Origin of the sequence: Nodularia harveyana UHCC-0300 (assembly GCF_034931085.1) — a bacterium.
In the GTDB taxonomy this organism is placed as follows: Bacteria; Cyanobacteriota; Cyanobacteriia; order Cyanobacteriales; family Nostocaceae; genus Nodularia; species Nodularia harveyana.
Map to the genome: position 1 here is coordinate 23,671 of NZ_JAYGHG010000003.1, position 13,353 is coordinate 37,023.

Sequence of the window (13,353 nt, forward strand, 5' to 3'; positions counted from 1 at the left end):
AGGCTAATTAGAAACCAATTTATCAACTCTCAACATCTATGAAGCGCAAGCACCAACTTGACTTATATTCTGCCCTAGCTAGAATTCGATTTCTTAAAAACAGTTATACCGCCAAAATACTGGTGGTAGCATTTATAGGTACTCACATACCACTTCTGACTTTATTTTTCAGTTTTGTAATTTCCAACTCCTATACCTCGGATATGGCTATGGGAATTTTATTGATTGCGCTATTAGCAACGTTGGCGGGGACGTTGGTAACTCTTTGTGCTATCAATAATTTAATGGTTCCCGTAATTGTGACATCTGCGGCGTTGCAAAACTATTTAAAAAGTAAAAGATTACCGGAGTTACCTACAGATTTTAGTGATGAAGTAGGTACATTGATGGCGGATACTTCACAAACTATTCACCAACTAGATGGGTTAATTCACTACATCAGTAACTATGATGATCTGACTGGATTACCTAATCGGGATTTGTTTTGCGATCGCCTTCATCATACTTTATCCCAGCCTCAAAATTTGCACAGGCTGATAGCCATCTTTTTGATCCGGATTAATGACTTTCACACCATTACTAATACCTTAGATCATCCGGCATCAAACTTACTGATCAGAGCGATCGCCCAGCGTTTGAATAACAGCATTGCGCCCACAGATTTACTAGCGCGTTGTAGTAAAGATGAATTTGCGATCGCCCGCATGGAATTTTTTTCCATTGAGACTTTAATTAATCTGTGCCAATTATTACTGGATAATCTAGCCAAACCCTTCTTTGTCGAGGGTAAGCGGATTCAGATCACAGCCAGTATTGGGATGACAATTAATCACCTAGAAGCTGATCAAAGTATAGATCAACTCTTGCAAGAGGCACACATAGCGCTGTATCAAATGGAGCAGCCAGGGTCTAGTCAATACCAGTTTTATTCACCAGAAATGAATGCTCAATTACAAGAGAGGCTAACCTTAGAAGAACAATTATATGGCGCTTTAGAGCGCGGTGAAATGGTAGTTTATTACCAACCATTAATTGACTTACATAGCGGACAAATCAAGGCAATGGAAGCCCTAGTTCGTTGGAACCATCCTATCAACGGTTTAGTTTCCCCAGCTAAATTTATTCCCATTGCAGAAGCCAACGGTTTCATTATCCCCATTGGTGAATGGGTCTTACGAACTGCTTGTATTCAAAACTGTGGTTGGCAGAAGGCGGGATTTCCCCCCATTCGCATCTCCGTAAATCTATCAGCACGACAGTTTGAACAACCGAACTTAGTGGAAATCGTCAGCCAAATTCTCCATGACACCGGAATGGACGCTGCTTACTTAGAGCTAGAAGTCACCGAAAGCTTTTTGATGACTGACATAAATACTTCCATTCAAATTTTACAAGAATTAAGAGAACTCGGTATATCTCTAGCATTAGATGACTTTGGTACAGGCTATTCCTCCCTGAGTTACTTAAAGCGCTTTCCGGTAAATATGCTCAAAATTGACCGCTCCTTTGTACAAGATGTCACATCCAATCCTGATAGCGCGGCTGTGACTGATGCCATCATTGGTTTAGCAAAAAACCTCAGATTAAATATCACTGCGGAAGGAATAGAAACCCAAGAACAGCTCGATTATTTACAAAAGCGCGGCTGTGAAGAAGGTCAAGGTTTTTACATCAGTCGCCCTGAACCTGCTGAAGTAATCACTGAGATATTGAAAAATAGAGAGTAGGGAGTAGGGAGTAGGGAGTAGGGAGTGGGGAGTAGGGAGTGGGGAGTAGGGAGTAGGGAGTAGGGAGTAGGGAGTAGGGAGTGGGGAGTAGGGAGTGGGGAGTAGGGAGTAGGGAATAGAAAGAATTAGGACTTACGCATAATCTACGTTTTCTTGGCGTTCTTGGCGGCTTGGCGGTTCGATAAATCAAGACTTTTGGCAATTGTTGCGTAAGTCCTGAGAATATAGAGATTGATCACAAAAAGTCAAATCCTAACCACCTTGACGGTTGCTATACTTACACCGTAGAGCTTCAATGTTTTGGGTAAAATCGCTGTTTTTTGTGGTGATCTGCAAAACGCTAAATAATAGTATGTAATATATAGGACTACTATTTGATTATTGAACAAATATGTAGGGTGTGTAGGGTGTGTATAGCCCAAGGGGCATGGCTGACGCTAAAGCGGTAGCGTAACGCACCAAACCGTTAATAATCGTCCGTTACTAACGCACCCTACAATACTACAATACTGCACAACGCCAAAGAATAGTATGTAAGATGTAGGTATGTAATCATACCTGCGGACAAGCTTAACCCATGACAGTCATCACAATTCGGGAAGAAGGGCGAATAGATACCGGATTTGCAGCAAATCTCAAATTTGATGGCGGAGAATACCCAGTGACGATTACTGACCCCTTTACCGCCAAGGAAGAAAAAGAACTAGAGTGGTATTTTGAAGAATGGGTAACGTTTCCTTTTAGTGATACTGTCATTGCAGAAAGGGCAGCAGCCAGCGTTAAAATATACGGTGAAAGCCTATTTAAGCAGGTTTTTCAGACAGATTTCAATGCTTATAGCTTATATCGACAACTGCGGGGTAATCTGAGTCAAGTACAGATTGAAATCGTGGCGAAAACCCCAGAATTTCACGCTATACACTGGGAAGCTCTACAAGACCCAGATTTAAGCCGACCACTGGCGGTAGACTGTGTAATGTTGCGGAAGAATGTCAAACCTGCACCACCTGTATCAGCTAATGTGCAGACATCGGCTGTGATTAATCTGCTGGTAGTGGTGGCGCGTCCAGATGAGGAAAGGGATGTGGGCTATCGGACAATTTCTCGCCCGTTGCTGGAGTTGATTGACAATAGCAATTTGCGGGTAAACGTTGAGTTGCTGCGTCCAGGAACTTATGAAAGTTTGTCTAAGCATTTGCAAGAAAAAGGTGCGGGATTTTACCACATCGTTCATTTGGATATGCACGGGGCGGTGCTAAATTATGAACAGGTTCAGTCTCCCAGCAAACCTGAACGCTATTTCTATAAAGGGCGCTATGGACGTGGTGATTTGCAGCCCTTTGATGGAGTGAAAGCTTTTGTCTGCTTTGAGGGCGAGTCTCAGGGAAAGGTGGATTTGGTAGAAGCTTCAGAATTAGCTGCATTGTTGACAGGAAAGGGGATTCCTGTGTGTATTCTCAATGCTTGTCAGTCGGGGAAACAGGTGAAGAACTCCGCCAGCGAGGAGGGGTTAAGTGAAGATACTCGTGAAACCAGTCTGGGAAGCAGGTTAATGACCGCAGGGATGCAGATGGTGGTGGCTATGGGGTATTCTGTCACTGTGTCGGCGGCAAAGTTGATGATGTCACAGCTTTATCAACATTTGTTTGATCATAAACCCATGACTGAAGCTATCAGGCTGGGGAGGCTGGAACTGTTCAATGATAAAGAACGGAAAGCCTATTTCAATAAATATATTAATTTAGAAGATTGGTTATTACCTGTGGTTTATTCTCATCAGGTAGTGAATTTTAATTTACGGCAGTTTACACCAGAAGAAGAGGAGAAATATTACGAATCTGTTGGTAGTCAATATCGTTTCTCCTTGCCGGAATATGGATTTATTGGTCGGGATTTGGAGATTCTCAAAATAGAGAAGGCTTTGCTCAGGCATAATGTTTTGCTGTTGCAAGGTATGGGGGGAACAGGTAAAACAACTTTGTTAAATTATTTAACGGAATGGTGGCAGAGGACACATTTTGTTGAGGATGTATTTTATTTTGGCTATGACCAAAAAGCCTGGACGCTGACACAAATTCTGTTTGATATTGGTCAGAAAGTGTATAAGGAGAAATTTGAACAGGCGCGATTTCAAGTGATGAGTCAGCCTGCACAGGTAGGGAAATTAGTGGCAAAGTTGCGGGGTGCAGCTTACGCTGTAATTTTGGATAATTTGGAATCGGTGACAGGGCAGCAATTGGCGATTCAAAATACTTTACCAGAGGCAGAACGTGAGCAAATCCGGGATTTTATCGGGAAGTTGGTAGGTGGTAAAACGCGGGTGGTTTTGGGTTCACGGAGTCGGGAAGAATGGCTACAAAGTCAGACTTTTAAACAGAATATTTATGAGTTACAAGGATTAGATCAAGAAGCCAGGACGGAATTAGCAGAGAAAATTTTAGAACGGAATGTAGCTGCACAACTGGTTGATGGGATTCGTCAAGATGCCGATTTTGAAAAGTTGATGAAATTGTTAGCAGGGTATCCCCTGGCGATGGAAGTTGTGTTAACGAATTTGCAAAGGCAATCACCCCAGGAGATTTTGCAGGGGTTGCAAAGTGCTGATGTCAATTTGGATGTGGTGAGTGAGGATAAGACCAAGAGTATTTTGAAATGTGTGGAATATTCTCACAGTAATTTGTCACCAGATGCACAGAAATTGTTGCTGTGTTTGGCTCATTTTAGTGGGTTTATTTTACGAACAGCTATTCCGCAATATATCAAAGAACTACAAAAGCTAGAAACATTAAATGATTATTGTTTTGATAAATTCGATGATGCCATTCAAGAGGCAATTAACTGGGGCTTACTCTCATTGATTGAGAATAATCAAAACTTCCTAAAAATTCAACCTATTTTCCCCTACTTTTTAAAGACTAAGTTAGCATCTGTTGATAAAACAATACAGGCAGCTTTACAAGAGGGATTTAAAAACTACTATATAGGTTTGGCAGAAAATTATAAGTATTTGATGGATTCTAAAGATGCTCACAAGCGTGAATTGGGTATATCTTTCTGTGGCTGGGAATATGAAAACCTTTATCATGCCCTGCAAATTTATTTGCAGAAACAAGAAAGTATTAGTATCTACTTTTGTTTATTTGAATACTTTGATTTAATTAGTGATAACCAAAGTAACCTCAAGTTGGCAGAAATGGTTTGTCAAAATTTAGAAAATTATCCCCCAGCATTTATCCAGGGTGAATTAGGTTATCTGATAGCACTGGCAATTGGTAACTTGGGTAATTGTCAACTAATGATAAAGCAGTACCAGCAAGCCAAAGATTCTTACGAAAAAACTTTAGAAATTTATCCTACCTTAGTGGGTATAGACGAAAGACAAAAACAACTTTGGCAAGCCGGCACATACCAAAATTTGGGAAGAGTTGCCCAAGAATTGCGAGAATATGAAGAGGCACAGCGAAATTATCAACAGGCTTTGAATATCTTTATCGAATATAAAGATCGCTTTTCCCAAGCCAGCACATACCAGCAATTGGGAAGAGTTGCCCAAGAATTGCGAGAATATGAAGAAGCACGGCGCAATTATCAACAAGCTTTGAAAATCTACATCGAAGATCGTGATCGCTTTTCCCAAGCCGGCATCTACAACCAGTTGGGAATAGTTGCTCAAGAATTACGAGACTTTGAAACAGCAAAGGAAAATTTTGAAAAGGCTTTGAATATCAAGATCGAATATGGCGATCGCTATTCCCAAGCTATCACAGACTACAATTTGGGAATAGTTGCCCAACAATTACATCAATATGAAAAAGCAAAGCACGATTTTCAACAGGCTTTGAAGATCACAATCGAATATGGCGCTAGCGAAGCTCTTCCTTCGGAAGCTCGCTATTCCCAAGCCCGCATCTACGACCAGTTGGGAGCAGTTGCCCAAGAATTGTACGAATATGAAGAAGCAAAGCGCAATTATCAACAGGCTTTGAATATCTACATTGAATATAGCGCTCGCTATTCCCAAGGCAAAATCTACCACCAGTTGGGACTGCTTGCAGTAGCAGAGGGAAACTTCTCAGAGGCAAAGGCTAACTTCCAGAAAGCGTTAGAGATATTTGTTGAATATGAGGATGAATATAACGCAGCAATGACACGGAGCATTTTAGACATTTTACCAGATTGACCAGTTATCAAACTCCAAAATTTTGTTCACTGTTTACTGTTCTGAGTCTCCCGGTGGGAGAGTTCCAACGTTTTCCGCAGGTGGTTCTGTGTAGTCACAAAAGATATTTAATCCGATTTTGAGTATATACAAAACAATCACAGTGGCGATGGCAGGATCAATTGGTAATCCATTTGTGGTTGCAAGACCGACTAGAGAGACAATCAAACCTGATAGCAACGGTGAACTGCCTGGATTTTTCGTGTATTCTTTGAGTTGACCACGAAAGCCATCATCACCGCAGAGTTCTTTACGCAGTACATTCAGGGTGACTTTCCAGATTGATTTGCCTTCTGACATTAATGTTTTGCCATTTTTCTCAATCCATAAATCCTCAAATGAGCGTTCAACTTTACCATTGTGTCTGGCTAAGTTATCTAGGGCATACTGTGCAGGTTTGTAATCTTGCAATATTTCCCGCATAGCCATGATTTCATTACTACTGATTTGCGCTTCCATACTTTAGTTAGTTTTTTGGTTTAAGTTGTTAAATTGACCCCAATTTTCAGACTTTAGCATTTATCGCGTTTTTTGTTGTGTCGGTTGAACTTTGAGAATATGGATTTGTTTCACGCATCAGCGAAGCGAAGCACGAAGTGCGTTAGGCGCAAAGGCGCAAAGGTAGGAAGGAAGAAGGAAGGAAGAAATTTAGCGCAACTTTATAAAGAAATGGTATGAGTCTCTTACCTGATAACTTAGTGGTTAGGGGATGTTTGAAAAGTCGTGAAGTAGACGAAAGACCCCTCTCCAAACCTCTCCCCCACAGGGAGAGAGGCTTTGAAACCACCATTCTTTTGTAGGGAAGGGGGGCTAGGGGGGTTAGGTTTCCGAAGCTTAGATGTTAGCAATAATACTTTTCAAACATCTTTTTAGGGAAAATCTACATTGAGTAAATATGCAGTTTAGCCAAGAACTATCTCTACCCAGTATGGGCTGTGGCACTTGGGCATGGGGTAATCAGTTACTCTGGGGATATGATGAAAGTATGGATGAACAGTTACAAGCTGTTTTTAATCTCTGTGTCAGCAATGGTGTAAGTTTGTTTGATACTGGCGATTCTTACGGGACTGGGCGATTAAATGGACGCAGTGAGTTACTTTTGGGGCGATTTACTCAGGAATATCAAGGGGTAAATCAAGATAATATTTGCATTGCTACTAAGCTGGCGGCTTACCCTTGGAGATGGACTCGTCAAGCTATGGTTAAGGCTTGTCGGGCTTCGGCGCAACGTTTGGGCAAAAATGTCGATTTGGTGCAAATGCACTGGTCTACGGCTAATTATGCACCTTGGCAAGAATCGGGTTTGTTAGATGGTTTGGCTGATTTATATGAACAGGGTTTAGTGAAGGGGGTGGGTTTATCTAATTACGGCCCTAAACGTCTGCAATGGGTACATGAAAAGTTTGCGGCGCGGGGTGTTCCTATTAAAACTCTGCAAGTTCAGTATTCTTTACTGTCTACTTATCCGGTGACGGAGTTAGGGTTGAAGGATGTTTGTGATGAGTTGGGGATTAAGTTAATCGCCTATAGTCCTCTGGCTTTGGGGATTTTAACGGGGAAATATGGTGAGAAAGGTAGTTTACCGAAGGGTATCCGGGGTTTATTATTTCGGCAACTTTTGCCTGGTGTGCGATCGCTTTTAGAATGTTTACGAGAGGTGGCAGAATCTAGAAATAAAACTATGTCTCAGGTGGCAATTAATTGGTGTATCTGTAAGGGTACTATTCCTATCCCTGGGGCGAAAAGTCTGGAACAGGCACAGCAAAATATTGGTGCTTTGGGTTGGCTGTTAGACTCTGGCGAAATTGCGGCGTTAGATCAAGCTGCTGGAGGTACGGATAAGAAAATGGTGCAGAATATTTTTCAAACTCAGTAGAAAATATCAGTGGTGATTTAGATCAAGTTCGGTTAATTATTGACGATTACCACAATATGGAACCCCACCCCCAGCCCCTCCCCGCAAGCGAGGAGGGGAGAAAGAATGTAGAATTTTTATAAGTCGTCGGGTAAAACCCATTTGGGTGGTTCGGTCATTTTTTTCCGCAGGCGTTCATCTGCCATCGCCAGCATTTGGTCTAAGGAAGTCTCTTCGATAAATTTGGCAGTTGCTTCTCTAAACTCGATATGGGGACATTTATCCCCTAATACACAGCCGTTCACGCAGGCTTGAGCGCAATCAATTTGGTGTTCCACAATGAATATCCTCTCTTTAAATTATGAGTTAAGAGTTGTGATTGATACTGTGAATCTCTACTCTTAAGATCAAGTCCCCTTAATTGACTATGATAAAACGGCGTTGCTGAAGTTGAATATCAAATCACCTCTTAAACTCTTCCTCTCTGCGGCTCTGCGCCTCTGCGTGAGTTAAATTCCTTAATTCAGCAACGCCATGATAAAACTGCTGCTACGCTAATAGCATATATATCAAATGTTTTGCTAACAAGGGCGCTCATGTCGGAACTCTTAGCTATTACTGGAACCATCGCGGCGATCGCCACGGCTGTGATTCCGCAACAAGGTAGCGTTAGTATTGTACGGGTGTCTGGTTCCCACGCAATGGCGATCGCCCAAGCTCTATTTTCCGCCCCTGGGCAGCAAGTTTGGGAAAGTCACCGCATTCTTTACGGTTATATCCGCCATCCCCAGACAGAAGCTTTGGTGGATGAAGCGCTGTTATTAATTATGCAAGCTCCCCGTTCTTACACCCGTGAGGATGTGGTAGAATTTCATTGTCACGGCGGAATTATGGCAGTGCAGCAGGTCTTACAATTGTGTCTAGAACAGGGCGCTAGGCTTGCTCAACCGGGTGAATTTACTCTCAGAGCCTTTTTGAATGGAAGACTTGATTTAACCCAAGCGGAGAGTATTGCTGATTTAGTGGGTGCGCGATCGCCCCAAGCTGCTCAAACTGCTTTAGCTGGATTACAAGGTAAATTAGCCTCTCCGATTCGCCAGTTACGCAACCATTGTTTAGATATTTTGGCGGAGATTGAAGCCCGGATTGACTTTGAAGAAGACTTACCACCGTTGGATTATAAAGCGATCATATCAGATATTGATCACGTTGCCGCAGAAATTACGAAATTATTAGCCACCAAAGACAAAGGCGAACTGCTGCGAACGGGGTTAAAAGTAGCGATTGTGGGGCGACCAAATGTCGGGAAATCTAGTTTATTGAATGCCTGGAGTCAGAGCGATCGCGCCATAGTCACTGATTTACCAGGGACAACCCGCGATGTGGTGGAGTCTCAGCTCGTTGTCGGGGGAATCCCTGTGCAGGTGTTAGATACAGCCGGGATTCGGGAAACAGTAGACCAAGTAGAAAAAATTGGCGTAGAGCGATCGCGCCGGGCTGCAAATGCTGCCGATTTAGTATTACTGACAATTGACGCATCAGCAGGATGGACGGAAGCCGACCAAGAAATTTATCAACAAGTCCAACACCGCCCCTTAATCCTGATCATTAATAAAATTGATCTCATAGAAACAGCATCTACTGTTACTTTAAAATATCCCGAAAATATTAACCAAATTGTTAACACAGCCGCCGCTCAAAATCAAGGAATTGACGCATTAGAAACCGCAATTTTAAACATAGTTCAAACCGGAAAAGTTGAAGCTGCTGATATGGATTTAGCCATTAACCAAAGACAAGCAGCCGCCTTAACCCAAGCTAAAATATCTCTAGAACAAGTACAAGTTACAATTACTGATCAACTCCCCCTTGACTTTTGGACAATTGATTTACGTGGTGCAATTCAAGCATTAGGAGAAATAACCGGAGAACAAGTTACAGAATCAGTTCTTGACAGAATTTTTAGTAGGTTTTGTATTGGTAAATAAAACTCATCAATAGCGATATGCACTTAAATAAAGTAGATAATATAGGAATCCGGTTTGATTTATAAAAAAATTAAGTATTGTAGGGTGTGTTAGGATGAAATCCGTAACGCACCATCATTAAAGCTACTGAAATACATGGTTTTTGGAAATACTCTTAATTCTGCTAACGCTTTAATAGTAGGTGCTAGTCAAGGTATCGGTTTCGGCTTTGTCAAAAAATTGCTGACAGATTCTCGAATTAACCAAATTTATGCAACCTATCGTCAACTTGAATCAGCAGAAGAATTAATCACTTTAGAAAAACAATATCCTCATAAATTAACTTGTTTATCCTTAGATATTATTGAAGAGTCGCAAATTACCCAAGTCCTCCAACGCATCAAAGTCGAAGTCAAAAAATTACACTTAGTAATTAACTCTGTGGGAATATTGCATGATGACACTTTCCAACCAGAAAAAAGTTTAAAGCAGATTAATTCGGAAAACTTGCTGCGCTACTTTCAAATTAATAGTATTGGTTCTATTCTCCTGGCTAAACACCTTTTACCCTTACTTCGTCATAGTGAATATAGCGTTTTTGCCAGTATTTCTGCTAAATTAGCTAGTATTGGTGACAATAAAATCGGTGGCTGGTATGGCTACCGTGCTTCCAAAACTGCACTGAATATGTTTATGCGAACAGCCGCAATTGAGTATAGTAGAAACTGTCCTCAAACATTGATAGTTACCTTACATCCTGGGACAACAGATACACGTCTATCTCGTCCATTCCAAAGAAACGTACCACCAGAAAAGCTATTTTCAGTAGAACGCAGCGTCGAACAACTCTTAACTGTGATTGAACAACTTGAACAAGGTGATAGTGGAAAATTTTTCTCCTGGGATGGAAGTGAGTTACCTTGGTAGCTGAGACTAACTAAATACTAAAAAATCTAGCCATGAAATTTTTTATTCCAGCCGCCAACGACCACACCAGAGCCGAAGATGTTTATCATAAGATTGCTATATTCGCCCAAGCACCAATTACGGAAAAGCGCATTTGGAAATTATCCTGGTTTGAGAATAATATGAATATGGAAAGTGAGGTTGGTAAACCTTTACCATCCCCATATCAAACTGGTAAAGAGCTAGTTTTAGCAATATTTGAATGTGAAAACCTCTATAAGATTTGCACTCTTACACATGGAGGAGTCAAGGGAGAACCTATTTTAGTTGTGAAAAATCCCCAAACATCAGTAACTTATTTTGTTAATGATCCTCAAGAATAATTGATAAGTTGTAATTCAGCCAGTCAGAGGTTTATTTATGCACTGAATTAGGGTAATTATCAACATCTTCTAGGTGGGTTTACTCAATTAACTTAAAACCCCAAGGTTTCATCGCTGCTAGGGCTATTTCCCTATCGACACCTTCATAAGCCTCCCATTCCGAATGTTTATCTTTAGGATGTCCCTCACCGACATGACCTGCAACTTTAATTACCGGAACACCAACCAATTCGTTGCGTTCCATTCCTCTAGGAATCACTAGTTGGAGTTGATGACCGACGAACTTGGAAGCACTGGATTCAGCTACAGATTTACGAACTAAACAAATATCACCAGCAGTTCCCCAAGTTGTGGTGTAAATGTGGAGAAATGATATATAGGCTTGTGGTTTTATCGCTCTTTTGAGAACTTGCACTTTCTTTTATCCTTAATTAAAATACTACTGCAATTAAAAGTCAATCTCTTAATTATAGTTCCAATTCCAACTTTAACTCTATCTCCTGTAAAGGTTCTCACTAGGGGTTAATTATCTATTTTGCCATAAACAATTATGATCTATATCATGAATTTAAAGAGTGTTTATCAAAAGTTATACTCACGAATATTTTCTGGAAGACTGACCTGAGTGGTTCAGAGAATTAGTAAGTCAATTTACTTACCACGGAATAAACCTTGAAAAAATGCAAAAATGTTGATAAGTATCTGTTCTATCCATAGTAGAAGACGATCTAACCACTGTAGAAGTTGCTCCAAAGGATGTTTATCATAGCCGACAACAGTTGCTTCTACATCTATCCAGTCGGGCTGAAAATCAAGTTGGCTATGGTCGCTATTCTGAGTTATGGCTTGGGACTTGCGGACATTTTTTCCTGTTCTGGTGAGATGATGGCTAGATTTGGCTTTTGGTTTTTCTTCAACCCTGTTTTCAGATGTAACTAGCTTGTTAGTAATTGTCTGGAAACTACCGAACAAATCGCTGAAATTTAACCAGGAATCTCTAGCTAAGTCATCATTCTGTAACTGGCTAGGGTGAGACGAAGCCGGGAAGATGTTATTTGATTTTCTTTGACTATGTTGCGGGTGTAGTTTTTTATCTTTACTATCACCAAAAAAGTAACTAATTGCAGCCTCTATTAAATCGTAAATATGCGGTGTATGGTTGTCTAATTCATCATTAATAGCAGCTACGTGGGCTTTACCATAAACAAATATGTTTAGCTGAGTTTGCACCACTCGCAAAATTTCTTGGCTGCGCTGTTGCATAGGTAATAATGCGCTGTTTTCCCACCTCGCCATTGAGACATCTAAGAAGGTGATGAATTGATGAGGATGAGGTGAATTTTCGGCTACACCTGGTGGTAGGGTGGGGATATTAACAGCAATTTTGCCTGTAATTTGTGCTAAGTTACGGTTAATTTTGAGTAGTAATTTTGGCTGTGGTTGATGGTTAATTAACTGCCAAGAATGCCAATAATTACCAACTTCTGTAATAATTCGGGCTGCTAATTTTGCCTGTTGTTGGGGTGTTAAAATATCTAAAATTTCATTGTCGCCGGTGACAATTACTAAGTTGCGTCCGACTAAGTTTGTGGCAATTCCGCGTATAACTGGCAAATAGGGCTGGATATTCTCGGAGGAATTTTCAGTAATGGTTACTGGGGTTGGGGAATGACGGAAAAGTTTTGACCGCACAAAACCCCAAAACTTTAAAGGTGGAGGTTCTGGCTGAGGGGATAAATTTTTGACTGCTGCTAATACTTGTTTAATTGGTTTGTCAGCAGTTGGGGAAGTTTGGGGTGATAATTTCCACTTTGGTTGTGTGGTTTTACCCTCTAAAGTTTGAGAAGCTGAGACTGTGGGATTTAATAATTGATATAAGGGGTAAAGTAAGAGTTCCACACCCCACTTAGTTTTAACTTGTAAATGTCGGAAGCTATGATTCCACTTTTCTGTCAACCGCCGAGTTTGCAGGTGGACAAAGTTAAGTATTTTGCTTTGATAGCGGCCAGAGTAACCAGGAGACATGATGGTGATGTGTGAGTTTGAGTCTTGTTGAGTTTTGAGACTCCCGCCAAATAATAATGATTTTACCGAAGAAATGGGTTTGAGGTTCCCCGTTGTTCTACGACGGCTTTTAATTTATTAGTATACCAAGATGCTGTTATACTAATCGTAGTGGAAAGGTAATCAACCACTTAAAAAACCTAGCTGTCGAAAGACAAAGCACTGAACCTTGATAATTGAATCTATGCAGTTCTACTGTATTATTCTAGTTTCCTCCTAACAGTAGGTAAAA

General features: G+C 41.0%; 10 protein-coding genes. 6 read left to right on the plus strand and 4 right to left on the minus strand.

Translation table 11 applies throughout. The annotated features are described in order from the left end of the window. Window positions 1-38: 38 nt before the first annotated feature. Together VB620_RS02890 and VB620_RS02895 are read left to right on the plus strand one after the other, a co-directional pair. Window positions 39-1,727 carry a putative bifunctional diguanylate cyclase/phosphodiesterase gene (locus VB620_RS02890; RefSeq protein ID WP_323194629.1) on the plus strand — a complete coding sequence of 563 codons (1,689 nt, stop codon included), beginning with the start codon at window positions 39-41 and terminating at the stop codon, window positions 1,725-1,727. 577 nt (window positions 1,728-2,304) lie between these two features. Beyond that, window positions 2,305-5,907 (plus strand): CHAT domain-containing tetratricopeptide repeat protein, encoded by a 3,603-nt coding sequence (locus tag VB620_RS02895; protein ID WP_323194630.1) that lies wholly within the window; start codon window positions 2,305-2,307, stop codon window positions 5,905-5,907. 33 nt (window positions 5,908-5,940) lie between these two features. On the opposite strand, the gene VB620_RS02900 is transcribed toward VB620_RS02895, so the two are convergent. After that, complete coding sequence (locus VB620_RS02900) at window positions 5,941-6,405, minus strand: hypothetical protein (RefSeq protein WP_323194631.1); 465 nt, start codon at window positions 6,403-6,405, stop codon at window positions 5,941-5,943. Between the two features lie 436 nt (window positions 6,406-6,841). On the opposite strand from VB620_RS02900, the gene VB620_RS02905 reads away from it, so the two are divergent. Further along, window positions 6,842-7,822, plus strand: coding sequence for an aldo/keto reductase (locus VB620_RS02905; RefSeq protein WP_323194632.1), 981 nt, complete (start codon window positions 6,842-6,844; stop codon window positions 7,820-7,822). Window positions 7,823-7,938: 116 nt separating this feature from the next. Here the strand turns inward: VB620_RS02905 and VB620_RS02910 are convergent, their stop codons facing one another. Further along, complete coding sequence (locus VB620_RS02910; protein WP_323194633.1) at window positions 7,939-8,139, minus strand: hypothetical protein; 201 nt, start codon at window positions 8,137-8,139, stop codon at window positions 7,939-7,941. A gap of 258 nt (window positions 8,140-8,397) precedes the next feature. Between VB620_RS02910 and mnmE the strand changes: the two genes are divergently transcribed. The 3 genes from mnmE to VB620_RS02925 all read left to right on the plus strand — a co-directional run bounded on the left by mnmE (window position 8,398) and on the right by VB620_RS02925 (window position 11,057). Further along, window positions 8,398-9,789, plus strand: a complete 1,392-nt coding sequence (mnmE, locus tag VB620_RS02915; protein ID WP_323194634.1) for a tRNA uridine-5-carboxymethylaminomethyl(34) synthesis GTPase MnmE — start codon at window positions 8,398-8,400, stop codon at window positions 9,787-9,789. A gap of 135 nt (window positions 9,790-9,924) precedes the next feature. Continuing rightward, window positions 9,925-10,695, plus strand: a complete 771-nt coding sequence (locus VB620_RS02920; protein WP_323194635.1) for an SDR family NAD(P)-dependent oxidoreductase — start codon at window positions 9,925-9,927, stop codon at window positions 10,693-10,695. A gap of 32 nt (window positions 10,696-10,727) precedes the next feature. After that, complete coding sequence (locus VB620_RS02925) at window positions 10,728-11,057, plus strand: hypothetical protein (RefSeq protein WP_323194636.1); 330 nt, start codon at window positions 10,728-10,730, stop codon at window positions 11,055-11,057. 79 nt (window positions 11,058-11,136) lie between these two features. On the opposite strand, the gene VB620_RS02930 is transcribed toward VB620_RS02925, so the two are convergent. Next, window positions 11,137-11,472 (minus strand): hypothetical protein, encoded by a 336-nt coding sequence (locus VB620_RS02930; protein ID WP_323194637.1) that lies wholly within the window; start codon window positions 11,470-11,472, stop codon window positions 11,137-11,139. A 236-nt stretch (window positions 11,473-11,708) separates the two neighbouring features. After that, window positions 11,709-13,082, minus strand: coding sequence for a hypothetical protein (locus VB620_RS02935; protein ID WP_323194638.1), 1,374 nt, complete (start codon window positions 13,080-13,082; stop codon window positions 11,709-11,711). Window positions 13,083-13,353 lie beyond the last annotated feature (271 nt).